We start from the raw sequence: 19,598 nt of genomic DNA, 5'->3' as shown, positions 1-19,598 counted from the left end.
TTCAATGGCTGGTAAGCAGTGTCTCCTATAGAATGAAAGGAAAAAGAAAATGGAGTGAGAAAAATGCTGCAAGTAAAAAATCTAAGTAAAACCTATGGAGATGAAATTAAATATAAAGCTTTAAAAGCCTTGAATCTTACTGTTGAGGATGGAGAATTTATAGGAATTATGGGACCTTCCGGAAGTGGGAAGAGTACATTTTTGAATTTACTGGCAACAATTGATCAGCCAACCTCAGGAACGATTGAACTAAATGGAAAAAATCCAAATGAATTGAATCAGGAGGCTATTGCTAAATTCAGAAGAAGAGAACTTGGTTTTGTTTTTCAAAACTTTAACCTGATGCCGACCTTGACAGTGGAAGAAAATATTGTACTGCCGCTGACTTTGGATGGAGAAAAAATTTCGGTGATGAAGAAAAAACTGAGCAGATTATCAGAACAGCTGGGAATTGCGCCTTTGCTCAAAAAGAGAATTGCTGAAATTTCCGGAGGACAGGCACAGCGTGCAGCAGTGGCAAGAGCGATGATCCATCAGCCGCAGCTGCTGCTTGCAGATGAACCGACAGGGAATCTGGATACTAAGTCTTCCAAAGATGTTATGAAGCTGCTCCAACAGCTGAACAAAAGAGAAAAAGCGACAATTCTAATGGTGACACATGATCCGCTGGCTGCCAGCTACTGTCAAAGAATTGTCTTTATTAAAGATGGACAGCTGATTGGTGAAATTAGGCAGATGAATGGTCAGAAGCAGTTCTACAATGAGATTATGGTAAATTTGGCTAAGATTGAAGGTGTTGAAAATGAGTTTTAGTCAATTTGTTATCCGCAATACAATAAGAAATAAAAGGCTGTATATGGCTTACTTCCTGAGTACATTGTTTGCAGTGATGGTCTTCTTTACATTTACCGGTTTTGCGTTTCATCCTGCTTTATCAGATGGACTGAATGCGAGTGCAAGACAGGGGATGCTTGGTGCAGCAATTATTATTTATGCCTTTTCGTTTTTCTTTGTTTTATATTCGATGGATGTTTTTATTCAGTCCAGAAAAAAAGAATTTGGATTATTAATGATTCAGGGAATGAGTCCGAAACAGCTGAAGCGGATGATCTTTATTGAGAATCTGGTCATTGGTTTTTTTGCAACATTTATCGGCGGATTTGCGGGAATTGGATTTTCTCAGATTATTCTCCTGATCAGCAATCATTTAATTCATGTACAGCTGGCTTTCTATTTTCCGTTGCAGGCGATGCTGATTACGATTGCGGCATTCACACTTTTATTCTTTATGATAGCTTTTTTCATCCAGTTTCGTTTGCCAAAGCTTAAGCTGCAAACCTTGCTGAAAGCAGGCGATTTAGGTAAAGGAATGATCAAAGGCTCTTTACTAAAAGGAATATTGGCAATTGTTTTGATTGGAGTTGGCTATGCAGTTGCATTGCTTGTACCGGGAATGATGGTTCCAGCTGTAATGATCCCAGTTATTTTCCTAGTTGTTGTCGGAACTAGATTCTTGTTTAACCAATTAAGTGTCTGGAGCATTGAGAAGTTAAAAAAAAATCAGAAAATCTTTTGGAAAAAGACCAATATGGTGATTTTCTCTGATTTGTCATTCAGAATGAAAGACAATGCACGTTCGTTTTTTCTTGTATCTGTCATTTCTACTGTTGCTTTTGCGGCAATCGGAACTCTTTACAGCTTTCAGCAAATGATTCTGGAGTCTGCAGCTAATGTCCCTTATGAATTTCAAATTTCTGGAGAAGAAATTAAAATTATACCGACCAGCAATGAATTTACAGCACTTCTGGAAGAAAAAGGAATCCAGGTTGATCAGGCAGAGTATAGGCTTTACGCAGATCAGAATCAGATTAACTATATTACGGAGAGCGACTACAATCAGCTGGCTAAAGTTGTAGACAAACCTCAAATCCAGACAAATGGACAGGCCGTTCAATTGGAATTTAAAAGTGAGTTTAATACAGGGAATCAGGCAACAAAGCTGACACAGGTGGAGATAGCAGGACAGCAGATCCTGCCTGTGTCTAAAAGTGAAAAAGAGGAAATTTTACCAGCTTTTAATGCAACGGTAGTGGTTCCTGATACAGTGAATTTTGCTAAAATGACCTATACTAAAAGTGTTGTCTGGCAGCCAAAAGATGCTTCCAGAGAGGACTTGATTGCATTAGGGAAAACGCAGGAAGGCAACTATCTTTTTACTGCGAAAACCTCTATGACACAATCAATAATAGACGGTTATAAACCTATTTTGTTTGTCGGGATTTTTATCGGAATTGTTTTCTTTGTATCTGCAGGCAGCTTTTTGTATTTCCGCTTATACAGTGACATGGATGTCGATGTAGAGAAATTTAAAATGATTTATAAAATGGGACTGGCGAAAAAAGAGCTGAAGAAGATGATTAATCAGCAAGTAGGCATTTTGTTTTTTACGCCAATTATTGTTTCCGTGATACATGGAGCAGTAGCACTGACTGCAATGTTCCATATCTTTGGTCAGAGTATGCAGCTGGCAGGCTGGCAGGTATTGGGTGCTTTTGTTCTCATACAGATTGTCTACTATATGATTGCAAGAATTTTCTATTTTAATAAAGTATATAAACTGGTGCAGTCTTAAAAATGGCAGAGCAGACGGAAGAATTTCTTTTTCGTCTATTCTGTTTTTTTTTAGGTCTCATCATCGGAAGTTTCCTAAAAGGGGGAAAAATGGAAAAGTATTTTATATACTGGAACATGTTCTTAACAAGAAAGCCATGAAGAATATGTGTCAGACCTTTAGGGTATATCTTTTATCACGAAAGCCCAGAAATGGTTGGCGAAGATTGATAGGTACATCAGGGAGTTATTAATCATTCATTACAACACAAAACGAAAAAAAAATATAGAAAATGACATGTAGTGGTTAATCCACTAGAGGGGAAATTAAAGAAACTAGCAATTGAGTAAAACTGTAATGCACAAGGCAAAGAATGTTGGAAAGTCGTATGAAGGAAAACTTCACGTACGGTTTGATGAGGGGGAGCTGAAAGTAAAACACCGAGCCGAGGCTCGGTGTTTGAAATCAGTTTTCTACTCTACTGATTTAATGTTATTTTTAGTATATAACTATGAGTTATTATTTATATACTGCACGTTTTGCAACATCTGATAACCGAACAAACCAAGGTTTATCTAGCACAAAGCTTGGCATTGCTTTTCCATTATTGGCTTTGTAAATATCGTTTAAAATATTAATTTCATCAGGATTCCCAATTGGAGTCAATCCTTTTCCATCAAAATAGTAAACTAACGACTCATTTGTAACTCTAAAAAAACATTGCATTGTAATCTCTCCTTTCGTAGTTTCAGGTTCTTCTTTTAAAAACAGATCAACCTCATCTTTTCTTCGGTTGACCAAACCTTCTAGGATTTGGCCCCCTGCATAAACATATTTTTTCATTTCAGCAGCTGCAGACTGCCATTGCTTTTGATTCAAATAAACCAACAGTTGAGAACCACTAAGAATATTTACTCCTAGATTGAAGTGAAAGCTGACTAAGGCATCAAATTGATTCTGTGTCAATTGAACGGTTACGTAGTTAAAGATACCTACAGCATGGTTTTGCATATCTTCATCCAGAAATACGTTAGCTTGTGCTTCTGTAATGACCAATCCAGCATAGACTCCTTTGGTATGCCCATAACCTATTGTCCAAACTCCAACAGAGTCCTGATAAGCATTCAGCCTTAGAGCTTCCCACTTCTTAATCAAATCCCTTCCTTTTGAGGACGGTTTCATGTTTTCATTTGCCATCTTTTTTATCCTTTCATGCAAAAAACTTATTGAAAGTTTTCTGATTGTGTCTCTATATGAGCACATTGCGTTTTGCAACATCTGATAACCGAACAAACCAAGGTTTATCTAGCACAAAGCTTGGCATTGCTTTTCCATTGTTGGCTTTGTAAATATCGTTTAAAATGTTGATTTCATCGGGATTCCCGATTGGAGTCAATCTTTTTCCATCAAAATAGTGGACTAACGACTCATTTGTAACTCTAAAAAAGCATTGCATTTTGGTGTTCTTTTTTGTCCCATCTTCTTCCTCTAGTGAACTGCTAAATGGTGGATGAATCCAACCTGCTAATTTTCCGTAGGATTCTAAATATTTAATATATCGTTTTTCTGCCGGATAATTGATTGTTGGTGCTGTACCTTTGAAATTTTGATCAACAACCCACATACCTGCCGTGTCAGCAGATAATATGAGACCTGTATGTCCCCATTGACTACCGTATATCTCCATAATGAAAATATCACCTGGCTTCGGATAACTATTGACTGTCTGATTTATCACTTTAAAACCAGCCCTGTTACCAGTACTTAATAAATCAATTGCTCCAGCTCCTGGAAAACTTGTTGAGAAGAGTTCAAAGGCATAAGAATTAATTAGATCAAAACACTGTGCCCCAGCAAAACCATCAAAATCATAGGTTTTTCCAATGGAATTATTTATCCACTGAAGACCCTGAGCTTGTGTCGTCATACTGATTTCTCCTTTCATTTTATTTAGAAATTCAGCGCTGTTATTTCTATATACCTATCATAATACTAATTAGTTTACTAAAACTTTCAAATCACTGTCATTTTACTTTCAAAGTTAAATATGAGAGACGCTTATCTTCTGGCAATTGGAATAAAAGAAGCTATACTTGTAACTGTTTCGGTTTTTGATGCATAAATTACGCAAAATATTAGTTTGAATGGGGAAATACGATAACTTTGAAGTCTAAGTCATGATGGAATAAGTAGAGCTATAGCTTGTTGTGACCTTTCATGGACCCATAAACCAACATATTTCATGAATAGGATAAGGAAGAGATATCCCTTCTTTATCCTGTCCGGTATCAACCCATATAGATCAATATATAATGGCAACGAGCATCGCTCAATCAGCTTTCTATAGTATTAGTGCGTAGGCAGCCAATTTGACTTTATTAATATTAGAACTTTGTGAAAAGCATAGCAGCTTCTGTTGCAATGACTGTAAGAATGAGTTATAGTAATGAAACGAAGTTAAGAAGAAATGAGGAAAACAGGTGGAAAAGATCTCCATTTATGGATTAACAAAAGACGAACTGATCAACTGGTTTATAGAACATGGTGAGAAAAAATTTCGGGCAACTCAGGTCTGGGAATGGCTATACATAAAACGGGTTCGAACATTTGGTGAAATGACGAATCTATCCAAACAGCTGATTGAAGTTCTTGAAGAAGCATTTATCATTAATCCGCTGCGTCAGGTGATTATTCAGGAGTCTCAAGATGGGACAGTTAAATATCTTTTTGAACTTCCTGATAAAAATATGATTGAAACGGTCCTGATGCGTCAGGAATACGGCTTGTCTGTTTGCGTAACAACTCAGGTGGGCTGTAACATCGGCTGTACGTTTTGTGCCAGCGGACTTCTGACGAAACAACGAGATCTGACTGCCGGGGAAATAGTGGCGCAGATTATGGAAGTTCAGCATTATTTTGATGAACGTCAGAAAGAAGAACGTGTCAGTCATGTAGTTGTCATGGGTATTGGCGAACCATTTGACAATTATGATAACTTAATGGATTTTCTGCATGTCATTAATGATGCAAAAGGACTGGCAATTGGTGCACGCCATATTACAGTTTCAACTAGCGGTCTTGTACCTAAAATTAATGAGTTTGCAGAAAATGGTCTGCAGGTAAATTTGGCTATCTCACTTCATGCACCGAATAATGACGTTAGAACGTCCATTATGAGAATTAACCGAAGCTTCCCAATAGAGAAGCTGATGGCAGCAGTAGACAATTATCTTGAAAAAACAAATCGACGAATTACATTTGAATATATTATGCTGAACCATGTAAATGATCGCCCGGAGCATGCCCGTCAGTTGGCAGAGCTTCTGAAGGATAAGAAGAAATTAACCTATGTCAATCTGATTCCTTATAATCCAGTCAGCGAACATGACCAATACAGCCGCAGTGATAAAGCAGATGTATTGGCGTTCTATGATGTTCTGAAGAAAAACGGAGTAAACTGCGTGATTCGCAAGGAGCATGGCACCGATATTGATGCAGCCTGCGGACAGCTGAGAAGCAAGCAAATCCAAAAAGAAAAGAAAGTAACAGCAAAATAGAAAAAAGAAGACTTTGGAATAAAACAAACTCAAAAAGTTAGACCGAAAATCTAACTTTTTGAGTTTGTTGCAGAAGGAGTCTTTTTTTTGGTGTCCAATTATTTTTTTGTTAACGAACCAATCCAAACTTGAAATTATCCCGCCAAGCTTCAATTTCTTCTGTCGTGTCAATTTTAAGTAATGTATAAATGGCGTGGGCAAAATCTACTGCTGCGGTTTCATTAGCTGTGATAAATCCTTGGTCGACGACGACCTGAGCTTCTTTAAAATGATCAGCTCCCTGATAAGCCGGTTTCTCATCTTTGAAGTAAGCAAATTCATCTCCGGTATGATCAACGGAATCCAGAAAACCATGTCTGGCTAGAAAAATGGTTGCCCCGCAAATAGCAGCAATGGGTATTTCATGTGTTCTGATTTTTTCAATGAATGTGCTGATTTGTTTATGCTCCGCCACAGACTCTTTCCAGTAAAGACCGCCGGGAATAATCAGAAGTGCAGTCTTTTCAAAATCTTCGAAGCTGTCTATTGTCAGGTCAATCATTGCTCTAAGGCCGCCGATTGAAGCTTTGGGATCGGAATCTATAGAAAGGGTTTTAACTTTGTATGGAGCAGTATGATTGATGTTGGAAATTGCATAGCTGGCTTCCCAATCTGCCCATTCATCAGTTAAAAGCAGTAAAACAATTTTTTCACTCACAAGCGTCCCTCCTTATTTTTTTTTAGTATACAAGATTTTGGCAGGGAATAGTAGCAGAGAGTGTGAAGAAGTGGGCTGATAATAGATGTTCTTTTTAAGAAAAGAGAAAAACAGACGACCTGCAAAAAAAGAAATGAATGGGGGAAGTTTGGCTGACTTTAGAATCGAAAAGAGGATTTGTGACAGTAGTCTGTCTTGGATATTTGCAACCGAATAAACGGTGTTCCAGTCTTTATGTACTTTGAGGATTGGAGCGAGAGCCTTCAATTCTAAATGGCAAAGCCATTTAGAAATTGTTGAGAATCACTATTTTGTAAGAAAGCCTCGGGCTTGCCCGAGGTTTCTTATAGAACACTCATCGTAGTTTAGTTCATATCAGTGCTGAACAGTACTTGCCTAGTTCTTAAAACTGGGTACTTCTGTCTCTACGAGTCTCACATTGTTCGATTCTCAATACAAATGTGCACCTATTTGAAAAAGTATTGGCCTGCCTTGCAAGGAACCCCCTCAGACATGCGACGAGCATTCGAAGAAGTGAAGGAGCAAGTCCTTGCAAGACCCTCAGACATGCGACGAGCATTCGAAGAAGCGAAGGAGCAAGCCCTTGCAGGACTCTCAGATATGTGACGAGCTGGAATGGCAACAATTTTTTGACAGTTTCTATAAATAATTGAGGCACATCCGTTTGTTCTGTTACGGTTGCCATTGACAATGAGCCTTCTAGGGTATGTGTTTTCGTCTTGTCGCCTGAGCCTAGAAACGGCACAGACGATTCCCTCCGGATAACATACCCCAACTCATTGTCAATGGTTCGCTTCGCCAACGAACCACCGTAGATCGTGTTTTTTAACGCTCTATTTTCCACAGAAAAATTGTCAAACAAAGTGTAGCCTATTCAAGCATTCGAAGAAGCGTAGGAGCAAGTTCTTTTATTCCTCCTCAGAAAAGCAAAGAGCTGTCACAACCTCTTTGCTTTATATCTCAATCTGTATCACCCGAACCCCCATTTTTTCAATGGTATTCAGAGATTCAGGTGAGGCAAAAGAATCTGTAATTAAATAATCAATATCTTTTATGTTCCCGCTGGTAAAATTAGAAGAAACTCCAATTTTTCGATAATCTGCTACTACAATTACTGGTCCTCTTGTTCTTTCTATAATCAGAGAATTGATTTTTGCTTCATGCAGAACAGGCGTAGTGATGCCATTTTCAAGACTCAATCCGGAGCAGCCGATAATGGAAATATCGGAGGACATTTTTGAAAAAGATTCAATGGCAATATCGCCAACCAGTGCTTCTTTTGGAAATCGAATTTCTCCTCCCGAAAGAATGACTGTTGAATTGGGATTATGATCAATGTTGGCAACTTTCACATTATTTGTAACGATTGTCACGCGCTTTTCTTCCAGTTTTTTTATGGCAGCCAAAGCAGTGGAGCTAGTATTAATAAAAAGAGTATCTCCATCTTTGACGAACTCTGCGGCTTTTTGGGCAATACAGCATTTTAGACTTTCCAGTTCCTTGTTAAACACCTGTCCGTTCTCTTTCTGAAGAATCCTTGCTTTTCCGTGCTCTCTTAAAATCAAGCCCATTTTTTCCATAGCATTCAAATCTCGACGAATAGTAATTTCTGATACAGCTAACATATCACTGATTTCTCTGACAGTAACTATTTCTTTTTCCTTTACTATCTCAAAAATCTGATCTCGTCTGTTCTGAATTGTTTTATACGAACTTTTCATGTTTATTCTCTCCCCACATTAAACTATATTTATGCACAGTGTTTTGCCTACAGACCGTGACTTGTTAATGAAGTGATTGCCTTCTGATGTATCTCCGCTTTTAATAAGACTGCATCCCTGCATATAAAACAGGTAAGCGAGTTCCCGATTGTTCAGGCGGCTTGTATCTACTTGGCTAAAGGCTTCAAGGCTCTTCTTGTTTCTTCCCTGTAAATAGAACTTGATTCCTTCAATTTCATGCCATGAATAGAGTCCGCTGAGCTGCTTCTTTTTCAATGATTTAAGTTTTACTATTGAATTCAAAATATGCTCTGCATTCTCATAATCTTCTAAAAAATAATAGCAATGAAGCTGTGTATGATAGTAAATGAAAAGATAGTCATAGGTTGAACGGAAAAACCTTTCATGTTTTGCTAAGTGTTCCAGGCAATTTCTGTATTCTCCCTTATCAAGAAGAAGTAATGCATCAAAAATATACATAGAACGCTTGAAACCGTTAAAAATATCTTTTATTTCCAGCACCATTTTCAAGTTCTCAGCCCGAGGAATATCACAATCAATCGTTAGAGCATAAATCATCTGTTCATATTTTCTTTTTAAATACTCAAAAAGAAGGACCACTGTCAAAACGATACTGCCGATCAAACCAAAAATAATCTTCGCACCTAGTCCATCTGTATTGCTGACTAAATATATGATATATACCGTGAAAATCAAATAAATAATCCAAAGTAAAATCTTCTTACTAGTATAAAAAAAAGACCAAAATATTTTCTTCATTTCCATCACCTCATCGCAATAATATCACAAAACATTCTTAAATCAACATTAAAATGCTTAAACGATCTAAAAATAATTGTATATCAATATAAATGATCCTAAAAATGTTTAATGATCGTATAAATGGATTGAAAACGGTTAAATTTATTGTAGAATGAAAATGTAAACGAAACAGAAAAAGCAAAATGGAGGTAGCATATGGCAACAATTAATGATGTGACAAAAGAGAGTTGGATTTTAAGCACATTTCCGGAATGGGGAACTTACTTAAACGAGGAAATAGAAAATGAAGCAGTTAAGACAGGAACTGTGGCGATGTGGTGGTTGGGTTGTACAGGTATTTGGCTTAAGTCGCATGAAGGAACAAATATTCTTTGTGATCTGTGGTGCGGGACAGGTAAACGAAGCCATGGAGATGGAAAAATGAAAAAAGGGCATCAAATGATGCGAATGAGCGGTTGTGAAAATATGCAGCCAAACTTAAGAACACAGCCGTTTGTCATTGATCCCTTTGCGGTAAAAAATGTAGATGCACTGATTGTTACACATATTCATTCTGATCATTTGGATATTAACACAGCTGCTGCTGTTCATCAAAATTGTCCGGAAGCTCGTTTTATCGGTCCCCGGGAGGTTGTTAATACCTGGCTGAATTGGGGCATTCCTGAAGAAAAAACGACTGTGGTAAGACCGGGTGATCGTGTGACAGTCAAAGATATTGAGGTGGTTGCTTTGGAAGCCTTCGATCGTACAGCATTAGTGACATGCGAAAATCCTGAAGTGACTCTGAAAGGAAAAATGCCTCAGGATATGGATGAAATTGCAGTAAACTACTTATTTGAAACATCCGGAGGAAATATCTACCATGCAGGAGATTCCCATTATTCCAATATGTTTGCCAAACACGGGAACGAGTATAAAATTGATGTCTGTCTGGGCGCATACGGAGAAAACCCAAGAGGAATAACAGATAAAGTTACGTCAGTTGATATGCTGAGAATGGCAGAATCATTGAATGCCAAAGTAGTGATTCCGGTGCATTATGATATTTGGGCAAATTTCATGGCTGATCCCAAAGAAATTACTGAAATCTGGAAATTTAAAAAAGATCGTTTGAATTATCAGTTTAAGCCGTTTATCTGGCAGGTTGGCGGAAAATTCACTTATCCGAATGATAAGGACAAGCTTGAGTTCAATTTCTATCGTGGATTTGATGATGTATTTACAGTGGAAAATGATACACCGTTTCCATCGTTTCTCTAATCGTCAGAAAAGTCGCTGGAAATTTAGCAGGATAAGCTGCAGTTGATTCCGATATCCACGGAGTCAGCTGGAGTGTAAGTAATCAGAACTAAAAAGGTTAATAAATGATTTATCAAAAATGAAAGGGGATTCAACATGCTTGGTTATTTTTATGAAAATGATTTGATTCGATTGAGTGAAAAAGTACCTGAGAATTGGGAAGAAGCTGTTAAAATCAGCTGCGAAAATCTTCTGGAAAAAGAAATCATTAATCAGACGTATATAGACGAAATCATTGATTGTGTAAAAGAATTTGGTCCCTATATTGTCATTGTTCCGGGTGTCGCAATGCCTCATTCATCAGAAAAAAGTGAAGGAGTATTTGGTACGGCAATCTCTTTTACAAAAATGCCGAAGGAGATTGTTTTTGAAGAGGGAAATGCTGAAAAAAATGCGAGCCTGTTTTTTACTCTGGCAGCAAAAAACAGCGAGGAACATGTTCAAAATATTTCAAAATTATCGGAAATGCTGATGGTGGACGGCTTGATTGATGATTTATCTGCAATTGAAACAATGTCGGATTATAAAGATGTGATGGAGAAATATCAATTATAAGAAAGAAGAGGATAGAATGGAACAGGTTTTAGATTTTTTATTAGGGATTTGGGATTATTTTGCTGCAAACATCCTGACACAGCCAGCATTTCTTATTGGATTTATAGTGTTATTGGGTTACATGTTATTGAAAAAACCATTTTATGAAAGTGTTGCCGGTTTTTTAAAAGCAACAGTTGGATATTTGATATTAACCGTAGGCTCCGGCGGTCTAGTTAATAATTTCCGCCCTATTCTAGTTGGTTTAAAAGAACGATTTAATCTGGATGCAATGGTTATTGACCCTTATTTCGGTCAAAATGCAGTGACAGCAGGGATTGAAGAGACATTTGGACGGACTTTCAGTGATACGATGATTTTGTTGCTGATTGCCTTTGTCATGAATATTTTGCTGGTACGCTTTAAAAAATATACGAAGCTACGGGCAGTATTTACAACAGGCAACGTTCAGATTCAACAGGCTGCAACCGCATTCTGGTTGCTGCTATTCTGTTTCCCTGATTTGGGACGTGTGGAAATGCTTCTGGTTATGGGATTGGTTCTTGGTTGCTACTGGGCAGTCGGTTCTAATCTAACTGTTGGAATTACACAGGAATTAACGGAGGGTGCCGGATTTGCGATCGCCCATCAGCAGATGTTTGGAATTTATATCTTTGCCAGACTGGCTGAGAAAATGAAAAAAGGGAAAAAGAATAAACGGATTGAGGATATGAAATTCCCCGGCTTTCTTTCTATCTTTAATGAAAATATGGTCTCCACTTCCATTTTGATGCTATTCTTCTTTGGAATTATTATGCTGGTACTTGGCAAGGATTATCTGATTCAAGCAGAATTTATGGTTGAAGGTCAAAGCTTTTTCTTCTACATTCTGCAAACCTCTCTGTACTTTGCTGTTTATCTGGCTATTCTGCAGTTGGGAGTTCGTACCTTTGTGGATGAACTGACAGAATCATTCCAGGGGATTTCCAACACACTTCTGCCGGGAGCTGTTCCGGGAATTGACGTATCGGCATCTCTGGCTTTTGGTTCTTCAAATGCGGTAACGATTGGTTTTCTTTTTGGAGCACTGGGACAATTTCTAACAATCGGATTAATGATTTTATTCAAGTCGCCGGTTATTGTTATTGCCGGGTTTATTCCATTGTTCTTTGACAATGCAGCAATCGCACTTTTTGCAAATCATCGAGGCGGAGTAAAAGCGGCGTGCATTTTCCCGTTCCTGTCAGGAATTATTCAGGTAATTGGATCAGCACTGATTGCTTCTTTTGTAGGACTTGCACAATATGGAGGTTATCTTGGAATGTTTGACTGGGCAACAGTCTGGCCTGCATTCACTGTCATCATGAAATTCCTGGGATACGCTGGTATTGGTATTGTTGTACTGATTCTTCTGGCAATTCCTCAATTTCAGTATCGTGCGAATCCGGAAGGCTATTTCCTGATTACAGAAGATTATGATGAATATGTAAAAAAAATGGTTGTTTAATTAAGCTCAGTAGAAAAAAATAATTTAGGAGGATTTTATTATGAGAGTATTAGTATCATGTGCAAACGGATCAGGAACAAGCTTAATGATGAAAAAGAGTGTGGAAAAAGGTCTGAAGGATCTGGGATTTGAAATAACGAAAATTCACCATTGTTCGATTGCAGAAGGGAAAAGCTCTGCTGCTCAATATGATGTTGTATTTACACCAATGAACTTTTTGAATATGTTTGATAATGCAAAAGAAAAAGGTATCACTGTCATTGGAATTAAAAATGTGATGTCAGCAAAAGAAGTACAGGAAAAAGTGAAGGAAACGGACTTGGGAGAACGATTCCTGTAAAAACTCATAGGAAATATGGCTGAACAGAAGTTGAAAGCAGCTGGCGCTGGTCTATATGAAAGTACTTTGAACAGATATGAAGGAGTCAAGTATACTACAATGCTGCCGGCAATCAGCTGCTTTACTGCTGAAAAGATTAAAGAAGGAAGTCAGAAAAAAAGTGCAGTATAGAAATGAAGTATCTTAGACTGCCTTCTTTTTTATGTTTCAAATCTATAAAGTTCAAATTATCATACTAACAGGAAAATAAGGAGGAAGCAAATTAATGAGTTTACCCAATTTACAAATAGCACTGGATCATTCTAATTTAGCCAGTGCATTGGCAGACATAGTGAAAGTCGGAGAAATAGTGGATATTGTGGAGGTCGGAACGATTTTATGCTTGCAGGCAGGTGAAGAAGCCATTCGCTGCATTCGTGCTTTGTATCCGGAAAAGCTGGTTGTAGCAGATACCAAATGCGCGGATGCAGGAGGAACAGTCGCTAAAAACTGTGCGGATGCAGGAGCGGACTGGATGACGGTGATTTGCTGTGCAACAATTCCTACGATGAAAGCAGCAGCCGCTGAAGTTAAGGAGGTCCAGGTAGAGCTATATGGGGACTGGACCTATGAGCAGGCACAAAAATGGCTGGATGCCGGAATTTCTCAGGCAATTTATCATCAAAGTCGAGATGCCCTGCTTGCAGGAGAAACATGGGGAGAAAAAGATCTGTCAAAAGTAAAAACGTTAATTGATATGGGATTTAGGGTTTCTGTAACCGGCGGGTTGGATGTTGAGACACTTGAGTTGTTTAAAGGAGTAGATGTTTATACATTTATTACCGGACGAGGAATTACTTCGGCCGATGATCCCCAGGTTGCAGCACAGGCATTTAAAGATGAAATAAAACGCATTTGGGGGTGAAAAGATGACATCGCTAGGCATTTATGAAAAAGCCTTGCCAAAGGATATCAGCTGGGCAGAACGACTGTCGCTGACAAAAAAACTGGGCTTTGATTTTATTGAAATGTCCATTGATGAGACGGATGAACGCTTAGCCAGACTTGACTGGTCAAAAGAAGAAAGAAAACAAGTTATTGATGCAATTCATGAAACGGGAACCAAAATTTTATCCATTTGTTTAAGCGGACATCGGCGTTTTCCTTTTGGATCAAAAAAAGAGGAGATACGTGAAGAATCATTGATGATTATGAAAAAAGCAATAGATTTGGCTTCTGATTTAGGCGTTCGAACTATTCAACTGGCCGGGTATGATGTTTACTATGAGAAAAAAGCATTGTCTTCCCGAAACTATTTCATTGAAAACTTGAAAAAGGCAGTCAGCATGGCAGCAGCCAAAGAAGTTGTCCTGTCTATTGAAATTATGGATGATCCATTTATTAACTCTATTTCGAAATTTCTTAAAATCAAAAAGCAGATTCCATCCCCTTATCTTCAGGTTTATCCTGATTTAGGCAATCTTTCAGCATGGCCTGAGAACGATGTCGGCTATGAACTGGAAGCAGGCATCAGCCAAATTTCTGCAGTTCATTTAAAAGATACCCTGGCAGTTACAGAGGGGTTTGGCGGTAAATTTAAAGAGGTTCCATTTGGAGAAGGCTGTGTCGATTTTAGTGGTTGTCTGAAAACGCTGAGACGATTGGATTATAATGGTCCTTTTTTAATTGAAATGTGGAGTGAAACAAGCCCCAATCCTGAAAAAGAAATACAGCAGGCAAAAGAGTTTCTTTTACCTTATTTGAAGGAGGCTGGATATTTTGTGTAATGAAAGAATAAAGAAAATACAGGAACGAGTTTTTGAAGCAAATTTGGCGCTACCTAAAGCCGGACTGGTAAAGCTGACTTGGGGAAATGTCAGTGAGATTGATCGTGAGCTTGGCGTAATCGTTATTAAACCAAGCGGTGTTCCATACAGCAAAATGACTCCTGAGAATATGGTTGTAACAGATTTGGAAGGGCAAGTTGTTCAACAAGGAATGAAGCCTTCCTCAGATTTGGCTACACATGTGGTTCTATATAAAGAATTTGAAGAAATAAGCGCGGTAGTCCATACTCACTCAAAGAATGCTGTAACCTGGGCTCAGTCGGGACGTGAACTTCCTGCTTATGGAACAACACATGCTGATACCTTTTATGGAGCTGTCCCTTGTACTCGACAGCTTACAAAAGAAGAAGTGAAAAATAATTATGAGACTGAAACCGGCAACGTAATTATTGAAACCTTTACTACTCAACAGATTGATCCTTTGGCTGTACCGGGCGTTCTTGTATATGGTCATGGACCTTTCACTTGGGGAGTATCACCACAAAAAGCAGTCGAAATCAGTATCGTTTTGGATGAAATTGCAGAGATGGGCACTCTAACGGAGAACAATAACCCAGAGATCAAAGCGATCCCTCAGTATTTGCTGGATAAGCACTATTTCAGAAAGCATGGAAAAAATGCATATTATGGACAATAACAACCATGCAGGATTTAATTAGTTATTTTAACTTATTTGTGAAAAAGAATGGAAGAGTCTCGGACGGCTGAAATACAGTAAACGGTCAATAAGTGTATGCAGCTTGTCTCTTAAATAGTTGAATTTTATTTTTTCTTTTATCAAAAAAAGGTATATTTCATAAAAAAAGTGAGAGGATATTCAATCAACTATTTGTTAAACTGAAAGAGATCTAGTGTTTTATCTTAGTATAAAACTGAGGTATTTATCTGACCCTTTCGGATAAATACCTCTTTTTCTCAAAAATTTTAAAAAAACTAATAATTTTTGAAAGTCACAAAGATGATTTTTTTAGTATAATGAATTGTATCAAAAGCAATAAACTATTTTGGGGAAGATAGTGCATTAAAACTCTTAATAATAGAGCAGATATCATTGAAATGATATCTGCTCTATTATTTTTTTCTGACGAATTAGTACATAAGTAACTAAAACTATTTTTTTATAAAATTCTTTAAGTTGTATATAGATGCTATATAGTATTTCAAATCTTTCGTTGTAGAAACTCTTGGACATTTTATACAGATTAAAAGAAAAAAGCTGGAAAGTGGAAAACTTTTCAGTTTTTTTTCGTATTTTAGTTGTGAGGAGGATGTGATGGATATTAAGGATTTTTCAAAAGAACTCATTACATGGGGGATACGTAACAGAGCTCAGGATCTTTATATTCTCCCTGAAAGAGATCGTTACAATATTTTATTTCGAACAGCTCAGTCTAATATGAGATATAAGCAGCTTTCAAAAGAGTATGGAGAAAAACTGATTTTTCATTTTAAATTTATTGGTCAGATGGATGTAGGTGAGAAAAGAAAGGCTCAGGTGGGTGCCGTATCTTACTTGGTTGATAATCAGGAAAGGAGGTTGAGGTTATCGACAGTTGGAGATTTTAAGCAGCGGGAAAGTCTGGTTATTCGTTTTCTTCACTATTTTGGTGACAGCAAAGAACACTATTTACTGCCGTGGCAGCTTTCAAAAATTCGAACAGCTGTAAAATCATCAGGACTTCATTTATTTTGCGGTCCTGTCGGTTCCGGAAAGACAACCTTGATGTATAAATTGGCTAAAGAAAAGCGCGGGAGTCATCAAGTTATCTGTATTGAGGACCCTGTAGAGATCGAGGAAGAGCGTTTTCTTCAGCTGCAGACGAATATAAAAATTGATTTAACTTATGATGCGTTAATCAAGGCTTGTTTGAGGCATAGACCTGATATTTTGATTATTGGTGAGATTAGAGATTCATTGACTGCAAAAGCTGCCATCAGAGCTTCGCTAACCGGACATACTGTTTTTGCAACAATTCACAGCAGAGGAATAGCAGGCGTGACAGAGCGTCTGATCGAATTAGGTGTAAAGGAAAGAGAACTGGCGGAATGTCTGCAAAGTGTCATTTATCAGAGACTGCTGCCTGCAAAAATAAGAGAGAAAAAAGTTTCAGCGTTACTGATGGAATATTATTTTTCGGAAAAAAATGTAACAGCATGGAATGACATGCTGAGAAAGGTATGGGCGTATGGCTATATTGATGATATCACTTTTTCGAATGAACAGCGGAAGTAAACTTTCTAAAAAGCAGTCGGCTGCACTTTTTAAGTTGCTGGCAGAACTGCTTAAAAATGGCTTTTCGATTAATGAAAGCTTTGTTTTTATGAAGAAAGCAAAGGTCTTTCCGGAAAAACTGCTGACCTATCTGATCGGAGAACTTGAAAATGGGGAAGAATTGGCAGCTGCATTGTTTCGCTTGGGTATTTCAGCTGAAAATATCACTCAAATAGAATTCGCTCAAAAGCATGGCGACCTTTCAACAACCTTGCAGGGGATTGAAGAGCATATGAATATTCTGCAAAAACAACGGGAAAGTCTATCAAAAATCTTAATATATCCGTTAATTCTGTTGTTTTTTCTCTTTTCTGCTTTGTTAGGGATGCGTCAATTTTTACTGCCGCAGCTCGAAATGAGCGGGTTGACTACAGCTGATAATCCGGGTATTCGCTTTGTACGGGAGAGTCCTTACTATATCAGCGGATTTCTGCTGCTCAGCTTTTTTTCTGTGATATGTCTGATTCTTTATTTACGGAGGAAAACAATGGTTGAACGTTCTGAGTTGTTTGCACGGATCCCTGTGATTCGCTCCTATTATATCCAGTATACTTCAGCTTTTTTCGCCTTGGAATGGGGGAAGCTTTTTTCTCAAGGGATGGAGATTAAGCAAATTATCAGTGTAATGAAAGAACTTATGACAGCCTCTCTTATGAAGGAGCTTTCTGTAGTTATTGAGAACCGGCTGATTGAAGGGCTGCCTGTTTATGATCAGTTGGATGGCTTCCCCTTTTTAGCTAAAGAGTTGTCAATGATCATCAGACAAGGTGAGGTAAAAGGAAATCTGGGAAAAGAATTAATGATTTACAGCAGTATTTGTCGCAAAAATTTCTTTATCAGAATAGAGAAGCTTATTCAGTGGATTCAGCCGATTATATTTTTAATCATTGCACTGGCAGTAGTCAGCATATACGCGGCGATGCTGCTGCCAATTTACGGAGGGATAGAAAATTTATGAAAAAGAGAAATAAAGCAATAGCTGTTAACTTGCGCAACCAGCAGATATCCAAATGCAGACAGAGGCAATTGAAGGGCTTTACACTTTTAGAAATGCTCATTGTTCTATTAATTATTTCTGTGCTGATTCTTCTTTTTGCACCCAATCTTTCAAAGCAAAAAGACAGTATCGACAAGAAAGGCAATGCTGCAATTGTAAAAGTTGTCGAGACTCAAATGGATGTTTACCGGCTGGAAAATGATCAGTCTCCGACAGTAGAAGCTTTGTTATCAGAAGGGTATATTACACAGGAGCAGTATGACAGATACAAGGCGAATAAATAACTGCTCGGGGTTTACATTAATAGAAACACTGCTGGTATTTGTTGTTGCTGTCTCCTTGATCAGCCTGTCCAGTCTATTGGTAGAAAAGAATATAAGCAACTTCTCTACAGCTCAATTTTTTTCCAGCTTTGAAAAGCAGCTTTTGTATACACAACAAATGGCGGTGGTGGGCGCTGTCGACACAGAGGTGTACTTTTCATTGGAAGAACAGCAGTTTCGTTTTGTTACCGGAAGTAAAGAAGAAGCCCTTTTATTGCCGGAGGCACTGGCAGCAACAGGTCCTGTGAAAATTATATTTAAAAAAGGAACGGGAAACAATGGCAACCTTTCAAAATACAGTTTTAAATATGGCAGAAAGAATCAGCTGATTGAATTTCAGTTTCAGATGGGTAGTGGAAAATATGTTAAAAAAATTTCTGAATTTTAGTGGGTACTTTTTCATTGAAAGTTTGGTATCATTAACGATCCTTACCGTAGTTATCGGCGGGTATCTATCTGTTCACACTGTTCTGTTCAGTAAAGCGAAACCTTATGAAGAACGCTTGGCAATGAAACGAGTTTTGTATGAAGAAATGAAAGAATACAAGCATTATGGAGGTTCCGCTGTTCGAAAAGTGTTAAGGGAGAAAAAGGAATACTTCGTAACAATTATTGAGCAGGACGGAGAAATAAAAGCTGCAACAGTGGAAAATGGAAAGGATGTTTTTACTATTGAAAGACAGTAGAAATTGGGAACAGTATGCAGGCTTTACGCTATTTGAGTGTCTTTTGGCACTCTTTTTCTTTTCATTTATCTGTCTGGTAAGTTCAGGCTATTTGAAAAATGCTCAGGTACTGACGGACAGAATAAATAATACCTCGGAAAAGGAATGGCATATCTTTTTAATCCAATTGGAAAATGAAATGAGCAACCTTGAACTGATTTCTGTAACGAAGGAGCAGATATATTTTCATCATCAAGAAGCGGATTATCCAGTTATTGTTGAATTTAAACAGAACAAAATAATTAAGGCAGCAAATGGAGGCTATCAGCCTTTATTGATGAAAATAGAAAAAGCAGAATTCCGACAGCAGGAGGGAAAGATAGAACTTGAAATATTGTTTGAAAATGGAAAGAATAAAGTCGGTTGTTTCATTATTTGAGGAGGA

The 19,598-nt window shown here is 37.8% G+C and carries 22 protein-coding genes; 17 read left to right on the top strand and 5 right to left on the bottom strand.

Features of this window, described 5'->3' with window-relative positions; all coding sequences use genetic code 11:
- The first annotated feature begins 63 nt into the window (after positions 1-63).
- Complete coding sequence (locus LI951_RS07675) at positions 64-813, top strand: ABC transporter ATP-binding protein (protein WP_229441769.1); 750 nt, start codon at positions 64-66, stop codon at positions 811-813.
- Positions 803-2,632 (top strand): FtsX-like permease family protein, encoded by a 1,830-nt coding sequence (locus tag LI951_RS07670; protein WP_229441768.1) that lies wholly within the window; start codon positions 803-805, stop codon positions 2,630-2,632. Before LI951_RS07675 ends, LI951_RS07670 begins: the two co-directional genes overlap by 11 nt.
- Positions 2,633-3,130: 498 nt before the next feature.
- Here LI951_RS07670 and LI951_RS07665 read toward each other — a convergent pair whose 3' ends face one another.
- Both LI951_RS07665 and LI951_RS07660 read right to left on the bottom strand, forming a co-directional pair.
- Positions 3,131-3,808: a lysozyme gene (locus tag LI951_RS07665; RefSeq protein WP_202065007.1), complete on the bottom strand. Its 678-nt coding sequence runs from the start codon at positions 3,806-3,808 to the stop codon at positions 3,131-3,133.
- 52 nt (positions 3,809-3,860) lie between these two features.
- A complete protein-coding gene (locus LI951_RS07660) occupies positions 3,861-4,538 on the bottom strand; it encodes a CHAP domain-containing protein (RefSeq protein ID WP_229441767.1) in 678 nt (225 codons plus the stop codon).
- 553 nt (positions 4,539-5,091) lie between these two features.
- Here LI951_RS07660 and rlmN point away from each other — a divergent pair.
- On the top strand, positions 5,092-6,168 hold the full coding sequence (gene rlmN / locus LI951_RS07655) for a 23S rRNA (adenine(2503)-C(2))-methyltransferase RlmN (RefSeq protein ID WP_202065003.1): 1,077 nt from the start codon (positions 5,092-5,094) through the stop codon (positions 6,166-6,168).
- A 109-nt stretch (positions 6,169-6,277) separates the two neighbouring features.
- Here rlmN and LI951_RS07650 read toward each other — a convergent pair whose 3' ends face one another.
- The 3 genes from LI951_RS07650 to LI951_RS07640 all read right to left on the bottom strand — a co-directional run bounded on the left by LI951_RS07650 (position 6,278) and on the right by LI951_RS07640 (position 9,387).
- Positions 6,278-6,865: a DJ-1/PfpI family protein gene (locus LI951_RS07650; protein WP_202065001.1), complete on the bottom strand. Its 588-nt coding sequence runs from the start codon at positions 6,863-6,865 to the stop codon at positions 6,278-6,280.
- 974 nt (positions 6,866-7,839) lie between these two features.
- On the bottom strand, positions 7,840-8,607 hold the full coding sequence (locus LI951_RS07645) for a DeoR/GlpR family DNA-binding transcription regulator (protein WP_202064999.1): 768 nt from the start codon (positions 8,605-8,607) through the stop codon (positions 7,840-7,842).
- 18 nt (positions 8,608-8,625) lie between these two features.
- Positions 8,626-9,387 carry a hypothetical protein gene (locus LI951_RS07640; RefSeq protein WP_202064997.1) on the bottom strand — a complete coding sequence of 254 codons (762 nt, stop codon included), beginning with the start codon at positions 9,385-9,387 and terminating at the stop codon, positions 8,626-8,628.
- A 198-nt stretch (positions 9,388-9,585) separates the two neighbouring features.
- Here LI951_RS07640 and ulaG point away from each other — a divergent pair, with 198 nt between their 5' ends.
- The 14 genes from ulaG (at position 9,586) to comGF (ending at position 19,592) form a co-directional block, all read left to right on the top strand.
- Positions 9,586-10,650, top strand: a complete 1,065-nt coding sequence (ulaG, locus tag LI951_RS07635; RefSeq protein ID WP_229441766.1) for an L-ascorbate 6-phosphate lactonase — start codon at positions 9,586-9,588, stop codon at positions 10,648-10,650.
- Positions 10,651-10,785: 135 nt separating this feature from the next.
- On the top strand, positions 10,786-11,244 hold the full coding sequence (locus tag LI951_RS07630) for a PTS sugar transporter subunit IIA (protein ID WP_202064992.1): 459 nt from the start codon (positions 10,786-10,788) through the stop codon (positions 11,242-11,244).
- Between the two features lie 16 nt (positions 11,245-11,260).
- A complete protein-coding gene (locus LI951_RS07625; protein ID WP_229441765.1) occupies positions 11,261-12,730 on the top strand; it encodes a PTS ascorbate transporter subunit IIC in 1,470 nt (489 codons plus the stop codon).
- A 40-nt stretch (positions 12,731-12,770) separates the two neighbouring features.
- Entirely contained in the window at positions 12,771-13,070 is a 300-nt protein-coding gene (locus tag LI951_RS07620) for a PTS sugar transporter subunit IIB (RefSeq protein ID WP_202064987.1), read from the top strand.
- A gap of 15 nt (positions 13,071-13,085) precedes the next feature.
- Positions 13,086-13,241: a hypothetical protein gene (locus LI951_RS07615; RefSeq protein WP_202064985.1), complete on the top strand. Its 156-nt coding sequence runs from the start codon at positions 13,086-13,088 to the stop codon at positions 13,239-13,241.
- Positions 13,242-13,335: 94 nt separating this feature from the next.
- Positions 13,336-13,974 (top strand): 3-keto-L-gulonate-6-phosphate decarboxylase UlaD, encoded by a 639-nt coding sequence (locus LI951_RS07610; protein WP_202064982.1) that lies wholly within the window; start codon positions 13,336-13,338, stop codon positions 13,972-13,974.
- Positions 13,975-13,978: 4 nt separating this feature from the next.
- On the top strand, positions 13,979-14,836 hold the full coding sequence (locus tag LI951_RS07605; protein ID WP_229441764.1) for an L-ribulose-5-phosphate 3-epimerase: 858 nt from the start codon (positions 13,979-13,981) through the stop codon (positions 14,834-14,836).
- Positions 14,826-15,533: an L-ribulose-5-phosphate 4-epimerase gene (locus tag LI951_RS07600; RefSeq protein ID WP_324254745.1), complete on the top strand. Its 708-nt coding sequence runs from the start codon at positions 14,826-14,828 to the stop codon at positions 15,531-15,533. Before LI951_RS07605 ends, LI951_RS07600 begins: the two co-directional genes overlap by 11 nt.
- A gap of 636 nt (positions 15,534-16,169) precedes the next feature.
- Positions 16,170-17,129, top strand: coding sequence for a competence type IV pilus ATPase ComGA (gene comGA / locus LI951_RS07595; RefSeq protein ID WP_202064977.1), 960 nt, complete (start codon positions 16,170-16,172; stop codon positions 17,127-17,129).
- Positions 17,083-18,126, top strand: a complete 1,044-nt coding sequence (gene comGB, locus LI951_RS07590; protein WP_202064969.1) for a competence type IV pilus assembly protein ComGB — start codon at positions 17,083-17,085, stop codon at positions 18,124-18,126. Before comGA ends, comGB begins: the two co-directional genes overlap by 47 nt.
- Positions 18,123-18,449 (top strand): competence type IV pilus major pilin ComGC, encoded by a 327-nt coding sequence (comGC, locus tag LI951_RS07585; RefSeq protein ID WP_229441763.1) that lies wholly within the window; start codon positions 18,123-18,125, stop codon positions 18,447-18,449. The genes comGB and comGC overlap by 4 nt, the downstream gene beginning before the upstream one ends.
- Positions 18,424-18,876, top strand: a complete 453-nt coding sequence (gene comGD, locus LI951_RS07580) for a competence type IV pilus minor pilin ComGD (protein ID WP_229441762.1) — start codon at positions 18,424-18,426, stop codon at positions 18,874-18,876. The genes comGC and comGD overlap by 26 nt, the downstream gene beginning before the upstream one ends.
- Positions 18,851-19,174, top strand: coding sequence for a hypothetical protein (locus tag LI951_RS07575; RefSeq protein ID WP_229441761.1), 324 nt, complete (start codon positions 18,851-18,853; stop codon positions 19,172-19,174). Before comGD ends, LI951_RS07575 begins: the two co-directional genes overlap by 26 nt.
- Positions 19,161-19,592 (top strand): competence type IV pilus minor pilin ComGF, encoded by a 432-nt coding sequence (gene comGF, locus LI951_RS07570; RefSeq protein ID WP_202064808.1) that lies wholly within the window; start codon positions 19,161-19,163, stop codon positions 19,590-19,592. Before LI951_RS07575 ends, comGF begins: the two co-directional genes overlap by 14 nt.
- Positions 19,593-19,598: the final 6 nt, after the last annotated feature.

The organism is Enterococcus sp. BWT-B8 (genome assembly GCF_020567625.1).
GTDB lineage: Bacteria > Bacillota > Bacilli > Lactobacillales > Enterococcaceae > Enterococcus_L.
The sequence above is the reverse complement of the archived record's forward strand: the minus strand, read 5'-3'. Positions and strand labels throughout refer to the sequence as shown.